This is a genomic window from Pseudonocardia aurantiaca, from assembly GCF_039526725.1.
Taxonomy (GTDB): domain Bacteria; phylum Actinomycetota; class Actinomycetes; order Mycobacteriales; family Pseudonocardiaceae; genus Pseudonocardia; species Pseudonocardia aurantiaca.
Window position 1 is genome coordinate 24148 of sequence record NZ_BAAAJG010000004.1, and the last position, 19044, is coordinate 43191.

Sequence of the window (19044 nt, forward strand, 5' to 3'; positions counted from 1 at the left end):
GTGCGCGCGGCGAGGTAGGTCGACTCTCACCCAGCCACGTCAACCGGCCGTGCGACGTGCCCGAAGGTCGCGGCGCGGGGCGCGCCGGGGACCGCTGCGACGACGAGCGACCGCACCTCGTCGCGGGTGGTTTGGGCGCCGAGCGCGTGTTCGGCGGCGAAGCGGTCCACGCCCAGTGCCGCACGCACGAGCGCGGTGATCCGTTCGATGTCGGCGCGTTCGGTGGGCGCCGCGTGTTGGCCGCTCGCGGTGCGCGCCGCGTCGGCCGAGCCGAGTAGCCGGGCGGCGCGCTCGTGGTGCCCGGTGAGGGCCAGCGCGCCCGCCAGCCCGTCCACGGCGATCGTCAGATCGCGGGCGTCGGAGAACCGCGCCATGAGGTCGAGCGCCTCCAGGTGCGCCGTGACCGCGCCCACCGCATCACCGCGCTGCTCGGCGACGAACCCGAGTTCGGTCATGATCATGGGAAGGTGCGGGGGAGGGGTCTGTTCGGCGTCGGCGCGGGGGGTCCGGCTCAGCACGTCGCGCAGGTGGGTCTCGGCGAGATCGAGTCGGCCGTCCCGGCGCGCGACGAAGGCGAGACCGATCAGGGCGAAGATCTGCCCGCCCCGGTGCCCCTGCTCGACGGCGAGCCGCAGTGCCCGCTCACAGTGCGCCACTGCCTGCACATGTTCGCCCCGCTGCAGCGCGAGCCAGCCGAGCCAGCCCAGCCGGCCGGCGACCTCCGTCCACAGCCCCAGTTCCTCGGCCAGTCGCAGGCCGTCGCGGTGCTCCCGCTCGGCCCGGTCGTAATCGCCGGCCATCTCGGCAAGCGCACCGAGCCAGCCGGTGGCTTCCAGCCGGCCCCAGCGGTCGCCGACCTCGCCGAACATCTCAGCGCTCCGTTCGGCGTCGCGCTCGAGAGCGACCAGGTCGGCGCGAACGTGCGCGAGCTTCGCCCGGCCGGCGAGGGCCGCGGCCGTCCCCCACCGGTCGCCGAGCTCCTCGAAGACCGGCAGCGCCCGGCTCAACAGCTCCTCGGCGACGGTCATGTCGCCGAGGTCGATCCCGGCGTAGGCCAGGAACCACTGGGCCCGGGCCCGGCCGGCCGGATCGCCGGCGTCCTCGTAGCGGTCCAGCGCCGCCCTGCGGCGCTCGTCCCGGTCGGCGAGGTCGCCGTGGAGGAACCCGATGCCGGTGTGCCAGGCCAGTGCCCTGGCCCGCAGCGCGGGGGCTGCGGCATCCGGACCGGTGGTGTCCAGCGCCGCAGCCAGCGACCGACGCGCCTCGGCGAGCCTTCCGCGCAGGAACCAGTACCAGGTCAGCGCGTTGACGAGCCGCAGCGCTCCCTCGGCGTCGCCGTCCCGGACGGCCGCGCCGAGGGTGGCGCGCAGATTGGCGGTTTCGGCGTCGAGCCGGCGCAGCCAGCGACGTTGGTCGGACCCGTACAGGTGCGGCTCTGCCCGCTCAACGAGGTCGAGGTAGAAGCGCTGGTGCCGCTGCCGGATGCGTTCGGTCTCGTCCGCGTCCCGCAGGCGATCGACGCAGTAGGCCGCCACCGACTCCAGCAGCCTGTACCGCGGCAGGCCGGGGCCGTCGACGACGACCACGAGCGATCGGTCCACCAGCCTCACGAGCTGGTCGAGCACGCTCAGGCCGGCGTCCCCGCAGACGGCCTCGGCGGCCTCCAGGGTGCAGCCATCGGCATGCACCGCCAGCCGGCGCAGGACGGTCCGCTCGGGGCCGGTCAACAGCTCCCAGCTCCAGTCGATCATCGCCAGCAGGGTTTGCTGGCGCGGCGGGGCGCCGCGGTGCCCGGTGGCCAGCAGCCGGAACCGGTCGTCGAGCCGGTCGACCAGACCGTGGACGCCCAGCGCCCGCACGCGCGTCGCCGCCAGCTCGAGGGCCAGCGGGATGCCGTCCAGTCGGCGGCAGAGCACCCCGACGGCGCGTGCCGTCTCGTCGTCGAGCGTGAACCCCCGGGATGCGGCGGACGCGCGGGCGACGAACAACCGCACCGCACCGGCCCGGGTCAGCGTCGGGAGGTCGGCGCCGAGGTCGGGCACCTCCAACGGCGGGACGCTCCAGACCACCTCCCCGGCGAGCGCGAGCGGCTCCTGGCTGGTCGCCAGCAGCCGCAGCCCTTGGGCGCTGCGCAGCAGCAGCTCGCCAACCGCTGCGACCGACTCGACGACGTGCTCGCAGTTGTCCAGCACCAGCAGCAGCCTGCGCGACCGCAATACCTCCGCGAGCCGCTCGACCGCGCCCACCAGCTCCGCCGGATCCGGCAGGCCGGCGCCGATCCGGACGTCCAGCGCGGTCAGGATCATCTCCGCCAGCTGCGGCACCGCGTCCTGATCCGGGGGCCGCGCCAGCGCGGCCAGCTCGACGAACCACACGCCGTCGGGGAACGAGCCGGCCACCCGTCGCGCGGTCTCGACCGCGAGCCGGGTCTTGCCCACCCCGCCAGGTCCGGTGAGCGTCACCAGCCGGTCGCTCTGAAGCCGGTCGCACACGTCGGCGATGGCGGCGTCGCGGCCAATGAGGTCGGTGAGCGGCTCGGGCAGGTTCGAACCCGCCCAGGCCGTCGGAGGCGCGGCGACTGGCGCGACGACCGGCGCGGCGAGTGCGGGGTCCTGGGTCAGGATCGCGCGCTGCAGGGCGGCAAGCTCGGCGCCGGGTTCGAGCCCCAGCTCGTCGGCGAGCAGGGTCCGCAGCTCGTTGTAGCACGCGAGGGCTTCGCTCGGCCGTCCAGAGCGGTAGAGGGCGCGCATCTGCGCCGCGCGCAGCCTCTCGCGCAGCGGGTGCTCGGCCAGCAGTGCGCCGAGCTCTCCCGCCAGTGCGGCGTGCTCGCCCAGCTCCAGCCGCGCCTCCGCCCGGTCCTCCTGCGCGGTGAGCCGCTGCTCGGCCAGGCGAGTGATCGCCGCCGCGGCGAAGGGCTCGTCGGCGAAGTCGGCCAATGCGGCGCCCCGCCAGGTCGCCAGCGCGTCCGTCAGCAGCTCGGCCCTCGTCCGCGGGTCGGCGGTGCCCTCGGCCTCCGCGAGCAGCGACCGGAACGTGTCGGCGTCGGACGTCGCTCGCAGCAGGTAGCCGGATGGAGTGTGGACGACGAGGTCCCGGCCGCCCGGCTCGGCGTCCTCGAGCGCCCTCCGCAGCTGGGAGACCTTCACCGAGAGGGCCGCCGCCGGGTTGCCGGGCGGGCGCTCGCCCCACAGGTCGTCGATCAGCCGGTCGGCGGAAACCGGGCGCCCATCGTGCACCAGCAGGTCGGCCAGCAGGGCTCGTACCTTCAGACCCGGCACCGCGACGGGCACGCGGTCGGACGTCCACACGGCTACCGGCCCCAGCAACCCGAATCGCACGGCGGCCACGGTAACGGCCCGTTCTGGAGGGCCGTAAACCGGCGATAAACCTTCGGTAAGAGGCCCTGGGCAGGGTAGGTCAGGTCGAACCGGAGCCGATCGGAAGGAGGTTGATACATGGCGGACGACAAGCTGCGGTTGGCGGTGATCATCGGCAGCACCCGGGAGGGCCGATTCGGTCCGACGGTGGCCTCCTGGTTCGCCGCGAAGGCGCGTCGGCGCCCCGGTCTGAGCATCGACCTGATCGACCTGGCCGAGGCCGCGCTGCCGTCGACGCTCACCGAGTCCGACGACGCGCTACCACCGCCGGTGCGTGCCCTCGCGCCGAGGCTGGCCGCCGCGGACGCGTTCGCGCTGGTGACCCCCGAATACAACAGGAGCTTTCCGGCGCCGCTGAAGACCGCGATCGACTGGTACGACGCAGAGTGGAGGGCCAAGCCCGTCGCCGTCGTTGCGTACGGGAGGGAGTCGGGCGGCCTGCACGCCGTCGAGCAGCTGCGCCAGGTCTTCACCGAGCTGCACGCCGTCGCCCTCCGCGACGCCCTGATCCTGCCCCGCTACTGGGAGCTGTTCGCCGCCGATGGCACCTGGCCCAAGGCGTCCGCCGAGTGCAACTCCGCCGTCACGACCACCTTGGACCGACTGACCTGGTGGGCCCGCGCGCTACGCAACGCCCGTTCCGAACGCCCGTACCCCACCTGACCCCCGCATCTGATTCACACCGACCCGGAGGACGACCATGCGAAAGATCATCACTTCGACCTACGCCACGCTCGACGGCTACATCGACAACCCGCACCTGTGGTCGATGCAGTACATGGACGAGGAGGCCCAGACCTACGCCATGCAGCTCACCCTCGGCGCCGACGCCCTCCTGCTGGGGCGGGTCACGTACGAGGGCATGGCGCAGGCATGGCCGGCGATGGGGGGCAACCCCTACGCCGACCACGTCAACAGCATGGCCAAGTACACGGTCTCCTCGACCCTGGAGCCCTCAGCGCTGGCTGCCTGGAACAACTCGACCCTCATCCCGGGTGACGACCTGGTCACAGAGGTGACGAAGCTGAAGGAGCAGCCGGGCGGGAACATCCTCATCTGGGGCTGCGGCCGGCTCACCGACGCGCTCATGGAGCACGGTCTTCTGGACGAGTACCGCATCTGGGTCTGCCCCGTCATCCGCGGCGAGGGACAGCGCCTGTTCCGCGAAGGCGTCACCGCCTCCCTCGAGCTGGCCGATACCACGCCGTTCCGCAGCGGGAGCGTCGTGCTCAACTATCGGACCGTCAGCACGAACGCTGACACAGCGGCCACGGGCTGACCGAGGCTCGCCGATCGCGTGCAGCTTGTGGCCGAGCGCGGCTCACCCAGGGCTCCGCTCGTCTACCTGCTGTGCCGCTCGCGACGTTGTTTGTGGTCGGCTCGCGTTCGTCATCTTCGGTCGCCGGGCCGGTCGGCGGCTGCCCGAGCAGGTCGAGGCGGTCGCCTATTTCGCGATCTCCGCGGCGTTCATTGGACCCATCGGTAACCGTTCTCCGGCCGTCCGGTCTGCCCGTAGCGGGGGCGGACCTCCGCGAGCCCGGTCCGTTCCAGATGCTCCAGGTACCGGCGCGCGCTGACCCGGGCCATCCCGCACCGCTCCGCCACCTCGATCGCGGAGAGGTCGGCGCCGCCGGCCGCGCGCAGCGTCGAAGCGACGAGGTCGAGCGTGCGCGGCGAGAGCCCCTTCGGCAGGCTCTGCGGCGCGAGCGTGCGCTGCCGGGACTGCAGGATCCTGTCGACGTCGCTCTGCTCCAGCTTCGAGCCGGACTCGGCCGCGCGGCGGAGCAGGTCCTTGCGGGTCGCGGCATAGAGCTCCATGCGTTCGCGGAAGGTCTTCAGCGCGAACGGCTTGACGAGGTAGTGCACGACGCCGCCGGCCATGGCCCCGCGCACCGTCTCCATCTCGCGCGCCGCCGTGATGGCGATGACGTCGACGGGCGGCCCGGGGAGCGCCCGGATCCGGTGGAGCACCTCGATCCCGGACATCTCCGGTAGGTGGATGTCCAGCAGGACGAGATCGGGCGCGAGGGTGGCGACGGCCTCGAGGGCCTCCGGGCCCCGGTGCGCCTCGCCGACGACCTCGAAACCGGGCATCGACTCCAGGTAGCCGCGGTGGATCGCCGCGACCGCGAAGTCGTCGTCCACGACGAGCACGCGGACGGAGCCGGACGTCGAGGTCATCGGGCCGCCACCGGCTCGTCCACGTCCGCAGGCACGGAGAGCGGACCCAGCCGCACGATGACCCGGGTGCCGCCGAGCGGCGACTTCGACAGCACGGCAGCGCCGCCGCGGCGGCGGGCGATCCGGGCGACGAGCGCGAGCCCGATCCCGCGGCCGTGCGGGCGGCCGGCAGCGGCCTTCGTCGTCACACCCGCCTCGAACACCCTCTCGCGGTCGGCGTCGGGGACCCCGGGGCCGTTGTCGTCGACACGGACGAAGACCCCGCCGTCATCCTCCTGCTGGACGAGCACCTCGACCCGGCCGCCTGCGCCGACCGCGTCGACCGCGTTGTCGAGCAGGTTCCCCAGCACGGTCACGACGTCGTCCCCACCGGTGTCGAGCGCGCTGTCGGCGTCGAGCGTGACCCGCACCTGGCGCTCGCGGGCGACGGCTGCCTTGGCCACCAGCAGGGCGGCGACGGCGGCGTCCTGCACTTCCCCGAGCGCCGCGCCGTCGAGCAGCCGGCCGCCGCCGCCGATGCGCTCGATGAACCGCACGGCGTCCTCGCGGCGGCCCAGCTCGATCAGGCCCTGCAGGACGTGCAGGTGGTTGCTGAACTCGTGCGCCTGCGCCCGCAGGGTCTCGGTGAGGGAGCGCTGGCCGTCGAGCTCACGGAGCGCGGTGAACAGCTCGGTGCGGTCGCGCAGGGTGAGCAGGTCGGCGATGCGCCTGCCGCCGACCGTGGCTGTGGTGCGGTTCGCCAGCAGTGTGCGCTCGTGCGCCAGGACGAGCTCGTCGACGACAACCCGGTCGTCGGCGAGGAGGGGGAGCAGGGCCGGGTCCAGCACCTCGCGCGCCGGCCGCCCGGTCGGGTCGGCGTCGAGGCCGAGCAGGCGCAGCGCCTCGTCGTTGGCCAGGGCCACCTGCCCGCGCGCGTCGACGGCCAGCACGCCCTCCCGGATGCCGTGCAGCATCGCTTCCCGGGCCTCCAGCAGGCGGGCGATCTCGTCCGGCTCCAGTCCGTGGATGCGGCGGCGGAACATTCGCGCCAGCAGCGCCGACCCGAACGAGCCCAGCAGAGCCGCCCCGCCCAGCCACGCCACCACAACCGGAACGTCCTCGCGCAGGTCCTCGGCCAGCTCGCTCTCCAGGATCCCGACCGAGGCGGCGCCGATCACCCGGCCGTCCGGCGCGTGGACCGGGACCTTGGCCCGGAGGGTCTCGCCGAGCGTCCCCGTCTCGGTCCCGACGAACACCTCGCCCCCGAGCGTGGTCGCCGGGTCGGTGGAGACGAGCTCCCCGATGCGGGCGGGATTGGGGTGGGAGTAGCGGATCCCGTTCGCGTCGGTGATCACGACGAACGTCATGCCGGACGCCTCGCGGATCAGCTCCGCCAGCGGTTGCAGCGTCGCGGACGGGTCGGGCGTCGGGTACGCGTCGATCACGATCGGCAGCTGCGCGACGCTGGTCGCCACCGACAGCACCTGCTGCCGGTAGGCGTCCCGGATCTGCCGCTGCTGGAGGGTCAGGGCGAGGAGCCCTGCGATGACCACCGTGGCGAGGACGATCGTGACCTGCAGCAGGAGTAGCTGCAGTCCGAGCGGCATCCGGCGGCGCACGCGCCAAGTGTGCCCCACCGCGGCGCGCGTGATCGCGTGACCGAAAAGACCAGTATGAACGCTACGACCGCTAGATTTACCGATCGGCGATGCGTTCCTACCGTCCCCGCCAGCGAGCCGAACGGGGCTCCGGTCAAGGAGGATCGATGGAACGCACCCCTGCCCGTGGCTCCCGATCGCGGTGGGCGGCTGTGACCGCGCTCGGCGCGGCGCTCGTTGTCCTCGCCGGCTGCTCAGGCGGCACCGGCGGCTCGTCCGGGAACGCCACGGGGGACGCCGGCGCGATCAACCGGCTGCAGGTCATGGCCCCTGCCGATCCCGGCGGCGGATGGGACCAGACGGCCCGCGCGCTCGCCGCGTCGGCCGAGGACGCCGGGCTGGCCCGGAGTGTGCAGGTCTCGAACGTCGGCGGGGCCGGTGGCACCGTCGGGCTGGCCCAGCTCGCCAACGAGCGCTCCGAGGACTACCTGATGGTGATGGGCCTGGTGATGGTCGGCGCGATCGAGACCAACCAGTCCCAGGCCACCCTGGAGAACACCACGCCGATCGCGCGCCTCACGGCCGAGGACGAGATCGTGGTGGTGCCCGCCTCGTCGCCGTACCGCACGATCGACGACCTCGTCGCCGACATGGCGGCCCGCGGTCAGGCGGTGTCGATCGCGGGCGGGTCGGCGGGCGGCACCGACCACATCCTTGCCGGGCTCATCGCGCAGGCCGGCGGGGTGCCCGTGTCGAACCTCAACTACGTCGCGTTCTCCGGCGGCGGGGAGTCCCTCGCGGCGCTCCTGGGCTCGCAGGTCGCGGCCGGTATCTCCGGCATCGGTGAGTACGCCGAGCAGGTCCAGGCCGGTGCGCTGCGCGCGCTGGCGGTGTCCGGCGCCCAGCGCGTCGAGGGCATCGACGCGCCGACGCTGACCGAGGCGGGCCTGGACGTCGAGATGAGCAACTGGCGAGGTGTGGTCGCCCCGCCCAACCTCTCCGCGGAGACCCGGGCGCGGCTCACCACCCTGGTCGACCAGCTGTACGCCTCACCCGCCTGGAAGGAGCAGATGACGCGCAACGGCTGGACCGACACGTACCTGTCCGGCCCGGAGTTCGACGCGTTCCTGAAGGACGAGCAGGCGCGGGTCCGCGGGGTTCTCACCGATCTCGGCCTGGTGCAGTGAACGCGCCTGCTTCGTCCCCCGACCCGCCCGCTGCGCCCGACACCGGGCGGGTCCGGGGGTGGCCCTGGGCCGAGGTGCCGTTCCCGCTCGCGCTCGTGGCGCTCGGGTTGTTCACGGTGATCGAGGCGACCCAGATCACCGTGCCCGGGTCCACCAACGGGATCGGCCCGCGTGCCTTCCCGTACGCGATCGGCGCGCTGCTCGTCGTGACCGGGGTCGCGGTGCTCGTGGGCCTCGCCCGCGGGCAGCGCGGGGAGGCGGAGACCGGCGAGGACGTCGACGTCGAGGTCGGCACGGACTGGCTCCGGGTCGCCATGCTCGTGGGTTGCCTGCTCGCGCTCGTGGTGCTCATCGAGCCGCTCGGCTGGCCCATCGCGGCGACGGTGCTGTTCGGCGGGGCCGCTTGGACCCTCGGGGCCCGGCCGCTGTGGCGGCCGCTGCTGGTCGGCGCCCTGATCGCCGTGGTCACCCAGATCGTGTTCACGCAGGCGCTGGGTGCGTACCTGCCTGCGGGCCCGTTCGAGGGGGTGGCTTTCTTTGGGTGACATCGGGTTGCTGCTCGACGGCTTCGCCACGGCCATGCAGCCGGAGTACCTGCTCTACGCCCTGATCGGCGTGATCCTCGGGACGGCGGTCGGCGTGCTGCCGGGCATCGGCCCGGCGATGACGGTGGCCCTGCTGCTGCCGCTGACCTACAGCCTGGAGCCCACCGCCTCGCTGATCATGTTCGCCGGCATCTACTACGGCGGGATGTACGGCGGATCGACGACCTCGATCCTGCTCAACACGCCGGGCGAGGCCGCGTCGGTGATCACCACAGTCGACGGCAACGCGATGGCCCGGGCGGGCCGCGGGGCCGCCGCGCTTGCGACGGCCGCGATCGGGTCGTTCGTCGCCGGGACCATCGCCACCGTCGCACTCACCCTGGTCGCACCGACGGTCGCCAAGCTGGCGGTCCAGCTCGGCCCGCAGGACTACGTGGCGCTGATGGTCGTCGCGTTCCTCACGGTCGCGGCGCTGCTCGGCTCCTCGCCGGCCCGCGGACTGGCATCGCTCGCTATCGGGCTGTTCCTCGGACTGGTCGGCACCGACACCCTCACCGGGCAGCAGCGGTTCACGTTCGGCGTGCCCGCACTGGCCGACGGGATCGACGTCGTGGTGGTGGCGGTGGGTGTGTTCGCCGTCGGGGAGGCCCTCTACGTGGCGTCCCGGATGCGGCGCGGACCGATCCCGCTCACCCCGGTCGGGCGGGCGGGGATGACCCGGGAGGACTGGTCCCGGTCCTGGCGGCCGTGGCTGCGCGGCACCGCGATCGGCTTCCCGATCGGGACGATCCCCGCCGGTGGCGCCGAGGTCGCCACGTTCCTGTCCTACTCGGCGGAGCGGCGGCTGTCGAAGCGCAAGGAGCAGTTCGGCAAGGGCGCCATCGAGGGTGTGGCCGGGCCCGAGGCGGCGAACAACGCCGCGGCAGCCGGGGTGCTCGTGCCCCTGCTGACGCTCGGCCTGCCCACCTCGGCGACGGCGGCGATCATCATCGCGGCCTTCCAGAGCTACGGCATCCGGCCCGGCCCGCTGCTGTTCCAGAACGAGTCCGCGCTGGTGTGGGCGCTCATCGCCAGTCTGTACGTGGGCAACGTGATGCTGCTCGTGCTGAACCTGCCGCTCGCCCGGGTGTGGGTGAAGCTGCTGCAGATCCCGCGGCCGTACCTCTACGCGGGGATCCTCACTTTCGCCGTGCTCGGCAGCTACTCGGTCAACGCGCTGGCAGTTGACCTGCTGCTGCTGCTCGCGCTGGGTGTGCTCGGCTGGCTGATGCGCCGCTACGGCTACCCCATTGCCCCCGCGATCGTCGGCCTCATCCTCGGCCCCCTCGCCGAGGAGCAGCTGCGGCGTGCCCTGGCGATCAACCAGGGCGACCCGGTCGCGCTGGTCAGCAGCCCGTTCGCGATCGTCGCGTACAGCTCGATCGTGGTGCTGCTCGGTGTCGGGGTGTACCTCAAGCGCCGCGAGGCACGCGCCTCGGCCGAGCTCGCGGCGGCGCAGGACCGTCACCTGGTGGGGGAGCAGCGGTGACGGCAGCGGCGACCTCGGGCGTGCTGGTCGTGGCCTACACACCGCGGCCCGACGGCCGCGCGGCCCTGCACCGCGCGGTCGAGGAAGCGCGGCTGCGCGGGCTGCGGCTCGTGGTCATCAACGCCTCACGCGGCGACGCCCTCGTCGATCCCGGGTTCGCCCCGCCCGAGGACGTCGCCGAGGTTCGCACGTGGCTCGAGAGCACCGGCCTCACCTACGAGCTCCGCCAGCTGCCCAGCGGCGCCGAGCCCGCCGACCAGGTGGTCGATGCCGCCGCCGAGCTCGATGCCGAGCTGATCGTCATCGGCATGCGGCGGCGGTCGCCGGTGGGCAAGCTGCTGCTCGGCAGCACCGCGCAGCGCGTACTGCTCGACGCCGCGTGTGCGGTCCTCGCCGTGAAGCCCTGACCTCTGGGCAGACGGCTCGGCTTGTTCAGAGGACAGCCCAGAGCGCGACGACGGAGGCGGTGAGGGTGGCCGGCACGGCGAGCGCGCCGACAGCGCTGAACTCGGTGAGGCGCACCGGTTCGCCTGCCGCCCGCAGCACGTTGCGCCAGAGCAGGGTGGCCAGCGAGCCGGCGTAGGTGAGGTTCGGCCCGATGTTCACGCCGAGCAGCATGGCCAGGACCAGGCCCGGCGGGGCGTGCGGGCCGAGCACGCCGAGCAGCAGCAGCGTGGCCGGCAGGTTGTTGACGAGGTTGGCGAGCACGGCGGCGACGGCGGCGGTGACGAGCAGCCCGCCGAGGGTGGGCACGGTCGGTAGGAGAGTGGCGAGCGCGCCGCTCAGGCCATGCGTCCCGACCGCGATGACGACGACCCCGACGGCGAGGACGAACAGGCAGAAGAGCGGCGACGCCGTGCCCAGCAGGCGCAGCGGGGTGATCCGGCGCCGGACCAGAGCGCGCACGCCCAGCGCGGCGGCGCCGGCCGCGGCGGGCCACACCGGCTCGACTCCCACCGCGGACGTGACCGCGAACCCGGCGAGCGTGCACGCGAGCACGATCAGGGCGAACCGTGGTGCTCCCGGCTCGGCTCCGGCCGCGCCGGGAGCCGGGGTGGCGGGCGCGGGCCCCGAGGACTCCGACGCCGACGCCGGCGCGGCGAGCGACCCGCCGAACCACCAGGCGAGCACCGCGTACTCGACCGCCACCGCCGTGACCCACGGCAGCGCCATCAGTCCTGCGAACCCGAGGAAGGTCAGCTTCGAGGCGCTCAACGCGAGCAGGTTCGTCAGGTTCGACATCGGCAGCAACGTCGACGCGGAGTTGGCCAGGTGGCCGCACGCGTACACGTGCGGTTGTCGCGCGAGCCGTTCGCGGCGCGCTGTCGCCACCACCACCGGGGTCAGGAGCACGACGGTGGCGTCCAGGCTGAGGAAGGCGGTGGTCGTCGCGGCCGTGACGACCACCAGGGCGAAGAGCCGGCGCGGGCGCCCGGCGGACACGCGCGCCACCTGACGGCCCACCCAGGTGAACACCCCGTCGGTGTCGGCGAGATGGCCCAGCGCCAGCACCGCGGCGAGGAACCCGACCGTCGGGGCCAACCGGGCGAGCTCCGCGAGGGCGGCCGGGAGCCCGACCAGGCCGGTCGCGAGCGCGATCAGCGCCGCGGGCACCGCGCCGACCGCCTCGGGCAGGCCCGCCGGGCGGGCGACGGCCATCACGAGCACAGCCGCGAGCAGCGCCACCGACACCAGGAGTTGCGCGCCCAATGCTCCTCCGAGGACCGCCACGGGCGGCCGTCGCGCCCAGTTCCACGTAACCACCGCCGGCGTCGGCTATCGTCCCGGTCAGCGGGAGACTCAGGCTCCGGCCACCGGTAACGCGTGAGGGCGGCTGGCCGCGATGCCCGCCCGCGCAGCCGGGACGACGGTGGTGTCGTGCCCCAGGACGATGCGAGCAACCCCGAGCCGGCGGCGAGCCCCGCGGCGACGGGACCGGCGTCCCCAGCGGAATGGCAGCCCGATCCGAAGCGCTGGCGGGCGCTGGCCGTCACACAGATCGCCGCATTCATGAGCCTGCTCGACGTGAGCATCGTCAATGTGGCGCTGCCCTCGATCGAGCGCGGACTCGGCGCCTCCGCCGCGTCGGTCCAGTGGGTGGTGTCCGGCTACGCCCTGACCCTGGGGCTGGTGCTGGTGGCGGCGGGGCGGCTCGGCGACACGCTGGGCCGGCGCCGCATGTTCCTGATCGCCCTGTCGGCGTTCGTGGTGACCAGCGCGCTGACGGGCGCGGCGCCGACCATGCAGCTCTTGATCGTCGCCCGGCTGCTGCAGGGCATCGCCGGCGGGATGCTCATCCCGCAGAACTCCGGGCTGGTGCAGGACCTGTTCCGCGGCCCGGAGCGCGGACGTGCGTTCGGGATCCTCGGTGCCACCATCGGTCTCTCGACGGCAGCCGGTCCGATCATCGGCGGGCTGATCCTGTCGGCCTTTCCCGGTCCCGACGGGTGGCGGTGGGTGTTCTACGTCAACGTGCCGATCGGGCTGGTCGGGCTGTTGCTGGCCTCCCGGCTCGTGCCGGCCACGACCCGCGCAGCTCGGCGAGCCGCACATCTGGACCTGGTCGGAGCACTGCTGCTCGGTGGCGGCGTGCTCAGCCTGCTGTTCCCGCTCGTCAGCGCCGACACCGGCGACCTGGCCCGGGGGTGGCCGCTGTTCGTCGTGGCCATGCTGCTGTTCGCCGCGTTCGCCTGGTGGGAGGGCCGGACGGTCGCAAAGGGACGGGCGCCGCTCCTGGAGCCGCGGCTGGCGCGGACGTCGGGCTTCCCCGCGGGATCCGGTATCGGGCTGCTCTACTACATCGGCTTCGCAGGGATCTGGCTGGTGCTCGCGCTCTACTTCCAGGCCGGGCTCGGGTACTCGCCCCTGCGCTCCGGTCTGTCGGTGACGCCGTTCGCGCTCGGCGTGGCCGCCTCCGCCGCGATCGCGGGCCGGCTGGTGCCCCGGTTCGGGCGGCGGCTGACCGTCTTCGGGCTGGGGGCGACGATCGTCGGGCTCGCCGCCACGGCCATCGTGCTGCTGCACGTGCAGGGCGACGCGGCCGGATGGGCGGTCGCGGCTCCGCTGCTCCTCGGCGGGCTCGGCGCCGGGATGGTCACCTCCCCGAACATGACGCTGACCCTGCAGGAGGTGCCCGTGTCGATGGCCGGCGCCGCAGGCGGTGCGCTGCAGACCGCCCAGCGGATCGGCTCGGCGATCGGTACGGCCGTCCTCGCCGCCGTCTTCTACCAGGTGCTGAGCGGCACCGGATTCGACTACCAGGCGGCCGCGTCCGATGCGCTGCTGTTCGCCTGCGCGTTCATGGTGCTGGCGTTGCTGATGGCCGTCGCCGAGCTGGTGCTGCGCCGGCCCCGGCACCTGAAGCAGCCCGCGCTCGGCCAGGCGCACATGCACCACGTCTGACCGGCGGGCGGCGTGATCCTCACGAGTTCTTGACGCTCACTCCGGCCCCTGCCGGGGTTTGATGGTGACGTGCAGGTGGAGCCGTTCCTGCAGGCTCGTCGGTCGTTCGTCGTCGGTGTCGCCGCGGTGGTGCCGCTGGTGGCGTGCGCGGTGCTGAGCCTGTTCCGCGACAGCGTTGCGAACACCAACGCGGCCCTCGGGCTGGTGCTGGTCGTGGTGGCGGCGGCCGCCACCGGTATCCGGGCGGCCGGTGTGGTCGCCGCGCTGTCGAGCGCCGTCTGGTTCGACTTCTTCCTCACCCAGCCCTACCACCACTTCGTCATCACCGACCGCGCCGACATCGAAACCGCGGTGCTGCTGTTGATCCTGGGCGTCGCCGTGTCCGAGATAGCGCTCTGGGGCCGCCGTCAACAGGGGCGGGCCAGCCGCGAGCAGGGTTACCTCGACGGGGTGCTGACCACCGCGGCGACGGTCGGGGCCGGCCGCATCTCGAGTGGCGCGCTGATCGATCAGGTGTGCGAACAGATCGTCGACGTCCTCCAGATCGATCGCTGCCGCTTCGATCGGGGCACCGAACCCGTACTGGCGACCCTCGACGACCAGGGGACGGTGACGTACGACGGCCACCCGTTCAATGTCGACCGCTCGGGCCTGCCCATTGATGCGGAGATCGCGCTTGCGGTCCGGAGCGGCGGAATGGTTCATGGCCGGTTCCTGCTCACCGCGGCGACCCGGATCGTCAGGCCGTCATTGGAACAGCTCCGTGTCGCGGGCGCGCTCGCCGACCAGGTGGGTGCCGCACTCGCCGCATCGGGCCACCACGATCGCCGCCCGCCGGGCAACGCCCGCGCCTCGATGAACTAACTGAAAGGCGGGCGCAGAATGCCGGGATGGAGGGCATCTGCCTGATCCACCGGCTCTTCGCCGCGGCCGCCGTGCCCGACACGCGGCGCCACCGCTGATACGGGTGCGGCCGAGCGCTATCGCCGGGCGGCGGGGGTGGCGAGGACGGCGTACACCAGCCGCCGGGTGATCCCGAGGCGCGGGTTGTTCCGGCGGGCCCGTTCGACGATCTCGTCGGGGCGAAGGCCCATGTCGTGGTACAGGCGCACGACATCTTCCTGCGCGCGGGACCAACCCGGCCCCCCAGCAGGTGCGTGGCGGACCGCCGCGACCGCGGGCTGCTTCACCCCAGGCTGCTTCACCCCAGGCTGCTTCGCCCCGGGCTGTTTCACTGCGGGCTGCTTCACCGGCCGGTGGGGCGTCGGGACGCTCTCGCGGTAATCCAGCCCGAGGCGCGGGTCGCGGCCGGTGAACTCGCCGGACTCACCGCGCCTGACGATCTCGCGGTCGTCGCCGACCACCAAGGTGTCGGCGCTCTTGTGGACGCCGACCGTGGTGACCTTCAGGCCGCGGTGCCGCTTCTTCTGGCACATCGGTTCGGTGCAGTAGTCGTAGCCGAGCTCGACCCGCTCGTCGAGCAACACCTCACCGCACTCCGTACACAACACCCCGATAACAACGATTTGCCGGTTTCCCGTGTTCCGGCGGGTCACGGTCCGACTGGGACGCCTGCGTCCTTCCATTCGAGCGCGAGCGCGCGCGCCATGATCAACAGTATCGGCGGGCCCGAGACCAGAACCAGCAGCCCGCCGGCGAGCAGCGACACGTCGCCCATGATCGCTCCCGCTGCAAGCAGCAGCGTCGCCACGGCGGCCAACGCCCACGCGAACCGCCGGATCATGACCGCCATCCAGGACGGAAACCCGGGATGGCCCTTCAGCAGCCGCGCGAAAGCAGGGTCCTCAGCGGCCACGGCCCGCCCGAGCCTGCGCAGCTCCCTGCGCTCGGATCTGGTCAGAGGCATGCCTGAGCCCTCCGACGTGGGGTCCGGCTCGCATACTGCGCCCGTGTGCGCATTCATCCTCCGTCGGTAGGTCGACCGCGCGACCCTGTCGCGAGCATGGCGGGAGTCGGCCTATCCAGGGAGCCATGGCCAACGAGCTCGCCGACTGCTCGCGCCTGAGGGAGCGGCTATTCGATTCTGGCGGTCGGGGTGGGGCCAGCGCACTCACGAGTGGCGGGCGGCACAGCATGCGTGCCGCCGCGGCGGCCCGGCGATCAGCTGCGCGCGTACCCCGCACCACGAACGTGCTGTCGGGTGAGGGCGGCGGCGCACCCGGCAGGTCGCCCGGCCGGCCGACGGCGTGCGAGCGTCCGTTCGGAGGCTGTCGCCGTCGCCGTGGCGCTGCTGGCCGGGCTCCTTCCGATCCACTTCCTCGCCGAGATGACGAGCATCGGCACGCTCGTGGCCTTCCTGGTCGTCTCCGTCGGTGTGATCGTCCTGCGGCGCACTGCACCCGATCTGCCCCGCGGGTTCAGAGTCCCCGGCTACCCGGTCACGCCGATCCTGTCGATCGCGGGCTGTCTGTGGATCGTCGTCGGCCTGAGGCCGGTCACGATCGCGGTGTTCGCGATCTGGGTGGCCGCCGTGCTGGTCTGGTACTTCACCTTCGGGATCCGGCACTCGCGGCTGGGCGCCGCGGCCACGGAACCGCGCGAGGACGTGCTGTGACGCTTCTCGTCGGGCCGCTGCGCGACGACTGCGCGACCGCGGCCATGCACCTCGGCGGCATGCCGGCCCGCTCCCTCGTCGAGGACCTCGAGCGGCTGCCGCGCCGCCCGTCAGCGATCGAAATGGTGGTGGGCTGCGGCCACGACTGGGCGGAGGCGATCGAGGAGATCGGGTGGGAGGACGGGGACCTGCTGGGCGTCGGGTCCAGCACCGCCGGACCGCTCGACCGCGTTTTCATCGGCTCCCGCGCGTCGCGGATCGTCCGGCATTCGCCGGTGCCGGTGGTCGTGGTGCCGCGTGGCGCGGCGCACGCGCTCGCCCAGCGGGCGGAGCGCGCGTAGCCGCGGGGCGGTGGGGCACAACCCGTCGTGCTGCGATCTGTCGGCACGCCCGTCCTCGGGCGGGCGCCGTCGGATCACGTCCGGCCGCGCCAGGCCCGGTCGAAGTCGTGGGCAGCCCGCTCCAGCAACTTGTCGGCTCGCCGCTCCTCACGCACGACGCGCAGGGTGCCGTGCGGGTAACCGGCCTTGGCCGCCCGGTGCTCGGTCGCTTCGTAGAGGAAGACGAAGGAGTAGAGGAGCCCCACGATCGACCCGCCCAGGGCGCCCATCACCCGGACCCACAGCGGCCCCGGGACCACCGCGATCAGGACGGCGGCGACCGGCGCGAGCTGGGTGAGCAGCCGGGCCAGGTGCCGCAGCGGCCACGTCCGGCAGGTCAGGTCGTACAGGACCCACTCGCGGTACCGGCCGGGCAGCCGACCGCCGAGGGCGTACCAGAACCAGCGGATCGGGCCGGGCCGGCGTGCCGGCGCGTGCGGAGGGTTGCCCATGACGCTGCTCCCTGCGGCCACCGCCGACCGGCAGTGGCATACCCCAATCGTAGTCCCGGGGCCCCGCCGTCGTCCTGATGCTCCATGGCGATCTTTCGACGCGCAGCATCAGGGCGTGCACGCGGGTTGTGCTGACCAAGGAAGGCACTGCGGAGATCGGGAAACCGTCGCAGGGCGCGATCTCTTCACGGCGCAGGAAAGAAGATGCAAGATTGAAACCTTGCGCCCCGCCGCTGGGCCCGGCATGGTAGACCGCGCGTCGCGCGCCCTCCGAGGATCGGTCGGATCACGTTGATCTGAACCGAGGTCCGGGGTCGATTCGGGCTACCGCCCCGCATTGTGGCGGCGATCGGATGAGTCGGTGACGCCAGAGCGCCGCGCCTCATATACGGCGTCCCCCTGGAGGCGTGATGCGTCGTCGATTCAAGCTCACCTGCATCGCCGCCGCCGCCATCCTTGCGGCCGCCGTCGTGGTGAGCTGCTCCGTCGGTGGGCCTTCGCCCACGGCATCGGCACAAGCCGAGACGCCGCTGACGGATCCACCGGAGATCGTGAGCCAGAACGGGGTCTTGCGGGCGCAGATCGTGGTCGAGATGAAACCGGTGGACGTGGCCGGCCGCAACCTGTTGGCCCTGACCTACAACGGGAAATTCATGCCACCGACGCTACGATTCCGACCGGGAGACCGGATGGAACTGGCGTTGGAGAACCGGCTGGGAGAGAACACGAACCTGCATGTGCACGGGCTGCACGTGTCGCCGGCCGGCAATTCCGACAACATCTTCCTCCACATCCATCCCGGGCAGACGTTCCACTACTCGTATCAATTCCCGGAGAACCTCCAGCCCGGCACCTACTGGTACCACCCGCACCCGCACCCGACCAGCGCGCCACAGGTCGCCGGCGGGATGTCGGGCATCATCATCGTCGACGGGTTGAAGCAGTTACTACCGCCGGACCTGCGCGACATCACCGAGCACGTCATCGCGCTCAAGGACTTCCAGGTCGAGGGCGACGCGATCAAGACCGTGCCTCTGAAAATCAGCAAACCCACCAACCGCACGGTCAACGGCCAGCTGAACCCGACCGTGAAGATCCGGCAGGGCGAGGTCCAACTGTGGCGGCTGGCCAACATCAGCGCCAACATCTACTACAACGTCCACCTGCAGGGACAGCAGTTCCAGGTCATCGCCCACGACGCCAACCCGGTTGACCGGATCTGGGCGGCGGACTCACTCCTCCTCGCGGCCGGCGCCCGGTTCGACGTCCTCGTACGCGGCGGTCCGCCCGGCAGCACCCAACTTCAGACGCTGGCGTACAACACCGGGCCGGCCGGCAACCAGTTCCCGCAGGCGACCCTGGCCACCCTGGTCTCCGAAGGGGCGCCGGTGAGTCCGGTGGAGCTGCCCACCACATTCGGGACGTTCGAGGACCTCAGCAACGCCACGCTAGCTGCGCAGCGCACCATCGTGTTCTCCGAGACCAACAATCCCGACGCGTACTTCATCAACGGCAAGCTGTTCGATCCGAACCGGGTGGACATCCGATCCAAGCTGAACACGGTCGAGGAGTGGACCGTCCGCAATGACAGCGATGAGGAACACTCCTTCCACGTCCACACGAACGATTTCCAGCTGATGAGCATCAACGGACAACCGCACGAGGCCCACGGCTGGCAGGATGTTGCAAGCATTCCCGCCAAGGGGCAGATCGTCGTCCGGACCCACTTCCTCAACTACACCGGTAAGACCGTCCTGCACTGCCACATCCTCAACCACGAGGACCTTGGCATGATGGCGGTCCTGGAGATCGTCCGGTGATCAACGGTCCAGCAGTTGGG

At 72.2% G+C, this 19044-nt stretch carries 18 protein-coding genes; 11 read left to right on the forward strand and 7 right to left on the reverse strand.

Features of this window, described 5'->3' with window-relative positions:
* Positions 1-26: 26 nt before the first annotated feature.
* Complete coding sequence (locus tag ABD143_RS07890) at positions 27-3338, reverse strand: AfsR/SARP family transcriptional regulator (RefSeq protein ID WP_343973512.1); 3312 nt, start codon at positions 3336-3338, stop codon at positions 27-29.
* Positions 3339-3455: 117 nt separating this feature from the next.
* On the opposite strand from ABD143_RS07890, the gene ABD143_RS07895 reads away from it, so the two are divergent.
* Both ABD143_RS07895 and ABD143_RS07900 read left to right on the forward strand, forming a co-directional pair.
* Positions 3456-4040, forward strand: a complete 585-nt coding sequence (locus ABD143_RS07895; protein WP_343973515.1) for an NADPH-dependent FMN reductase — start codon at positions 3456-3458, stop codon at positions 4038-4040.
* Positions 4041-4077: 37 nt separating this feature from the next.
* Positions 4078-4656 carry a dihydrofolate reductase family protein gene (locus ABD143_RS07900; RefSeq protein WP_343973518.1) on the forward strand — a complete coding sequence of 193 codons (579 nt, stop codon included), beginning with the start codon at positions 4078-4080 and terminating at the stop codon, positions 4654-4656.
* 188 nt (positions 4657-4844) lie between these two features.
* Here the strand turns inward: ABD143_RS07900 and ABD143_RS07905 are convergent, their stop codons facing one another.
* Both ABD143_RS07905 and ABD143_RS07910 read right to left on the reverse strand, forming a co-directional pair.
* A complete protein-coding gene (locus ABD143_RS07905) occupies positions 4845-5558 on the reverse strand; it encodes a response regulator (protein ID WP_343973521.1) in 714 nt (237 codons plus the stop codon).
* Positions 5555-7156, reverse strand: a complete 1602-nt coding sequence (locus ABD143_RS07910) for an ATP-binding protein (protein ID WP_343973524.1) — start codon at positions 7154-7156, stop codon at positions 5555-5557. Before ABD143_RS07910 ends, ABD143_RS07905 begins: the two co-directional genes overlap by 4 nt.
* A gap of 146 nt (positions 7157-7302) precedes the next feature.
* Here ABD143_RS07910 and ABD143_RS07915 point away from each other — a divergent pair, with 146 nt between their 5' ends.
* From ABD143_RS07915 to ABD143_RS07930, 4 genes are read left to right on the forward strand one after another with little or no spacing between them, the layout of a single operon-like run.
* Complete coding sequence (locus ABD143_RS07915; RefSeq protein WP_343973529.1) at positions 7303-8322, forward strand: Bug family tripartite tricarboxylate transporter substrate binding protein; 1020 nt, start codon at positions 7303-7305, stop codon at positions 8320-8322.
* Positions 8319-8867, forward strand: a complete 549-nt coding sequence (locus tag ABD143_RS07920) for a tripartite tricarboxylate transporter TctB family protein (RefSeq protein WP_343973532.1) — start codon at positions 8319-8321, stop codon at positions 8865-8867. Before ABD143_RS07915 ends, ABD143_RS07920 begins: the two co-directional genes overlap by 4 nt.
* A 34-nt stretch (positions 8868-8901) precedes the next feature.
* Entirely contained in the window at positions 8902-10395 is a 1494-nt protein-coding gene (locus ABD143_RS07925) for a tripartite tricarboxylate transporter permease (RefSeq protein WP_343973862.1), read from the forward strand.
* Complete coding sequence (locus ABD143_RS07930) at positions 10392-10802, forward strand: universal stress protein (protein ID WP_343973535.1); 411 nt, start codon at positions 10392-10394, stop codon at positions 10800-10802. The genes ABD143_RS07925 and ABD143_RS07930 overlap by 4 nt, the downstream gene beginning before the upstream one ends.
* A 25-nt stretch (positions 10803-10827) precedes the next feature.
* On the opposite strand, the gene ABD143_RS07935 is transcribed toward ABD143_RS07930, so the two are convergent.
* Positions 10828-12105 (reverse strand): SLC13 family permease, encoded by a 1278-nt coding sequence (locus ABD143_RS07935; protein WP_343973538.1) that lies wholly within the window; start codon positions 12103-12105, stop codon positions 10828-10830.
* 273 nt (positions 12106-12378) lie between these two features.
* Between ABD143_RS07935 and ABD143_RS07940 the strand changes: the two genes are divergently transcribed.
* Positions 12379-13797 carry an MFS transporter gene (locus ABD143_RS07940; protein WP_343973865.1) on the forward strand — a complete coding sequence of 473 codons (1419 nt, stop codon included), beginning with the start codon at positions 12379-12381 and terminating at the stop codon, positions 13795-13797.
* 69 nt (positions 13798-13866) lie between these two features.
* Entirely contained in the window at positions 13867-14661 is a 795-nt protein-coding gene (locus ABD143_RS07945; protein ID WP_343973541.1) for a DUF4118 domain-containing protein, read from the forward strand.
* Between the two features lie 116 nt (positions 14662-14777).
* Here the strand turns inward: ABD143_RS07945 and ABD143_RS07950 are convergent, their stop codons facing one another.
* Complete coding sequence (locus ABD143_RS07950) at positions 14778-15284, reverse strand: BLUF domain-containing protein (RefSeq protein ID WP_343973544.1); 507 nt, start codon at positions 15282-15284, stop codon at positions 14778-14780.
* 65 nt (positions 15285-15349) lie between these two features.
* Positions 15350-15664: a DUF3040 domain-containing protein gene (locus ABD143_RS07955; RefSeq protein ID WP_343973547.1), complete on the reverse strand. Its 315-nt coding sequence runs from the start codon at positions 15662-15664 to the stop codon at positions 15350-15352.
* A gap of 294 nt (positions 15665-15958) precedes the next feature.
* On the opposite strand from ABD143_RS07955, the gene ABD143_RS07960 reads away from it, so the two are divergent.
* Positions 15959-16372, forward strand: a complete 414-nt coding sequence (locus tag ABD143_RS07960) for an amino acid permease C-terminal domain-containing protein (RefSeq protein WP_343973550.1) — start codon at positions 15959-15961, stop codon at positions 16370-16372.
* Positions 16369-16713 carry a universal stress protein gene (locus tag ABD143_RS07965; protein ID WP_343973553.1) on the forward strand — a complete coding sequence of 115 codons (345 nt, stop codon included), beginning with the start codon at positions 16369-16371 and terminating at the stop codon, positions 16711-16713. Before ABD143_RS07960 ends, ABD143_RS07965 begins: the two co-directional genes overlap by 4 nt.
* A gap of 74 nt (positions 16714-16787) precedes the next feature.
* Here ABD143_RS07965 and ABD143_RS07970 read toward each other — a convergent pair whose 3' ends face one another.
* Positions 16788-17204, reverse strand: coding sequence for a DUF5313 family protein (locus ABD143_RS07970; RefSeq protein ID WP_343973556.1), 417 nt, complete (start codon positions 17202-17204; stop codon positions 16788-16790).
* Between the two features lie 410 nt (positions 17205-17614).
* Here ABD143_RS07970 and ABD143_RS07975 point away from each other — a divergent pair, with 410 nt between their 5' ends.
* On the forward strand, positions 17615-19024 hold the full coding sequence (locus ABD143_RS07975; protein WP_343973559.1) for a multicopper oxidase family protein: 1410 nt from the start codon (positions 17615-17617) through the stop codon (positions 19022-19024).
* Positions 19025-19044: the final 20 nt, after the last annotated feature.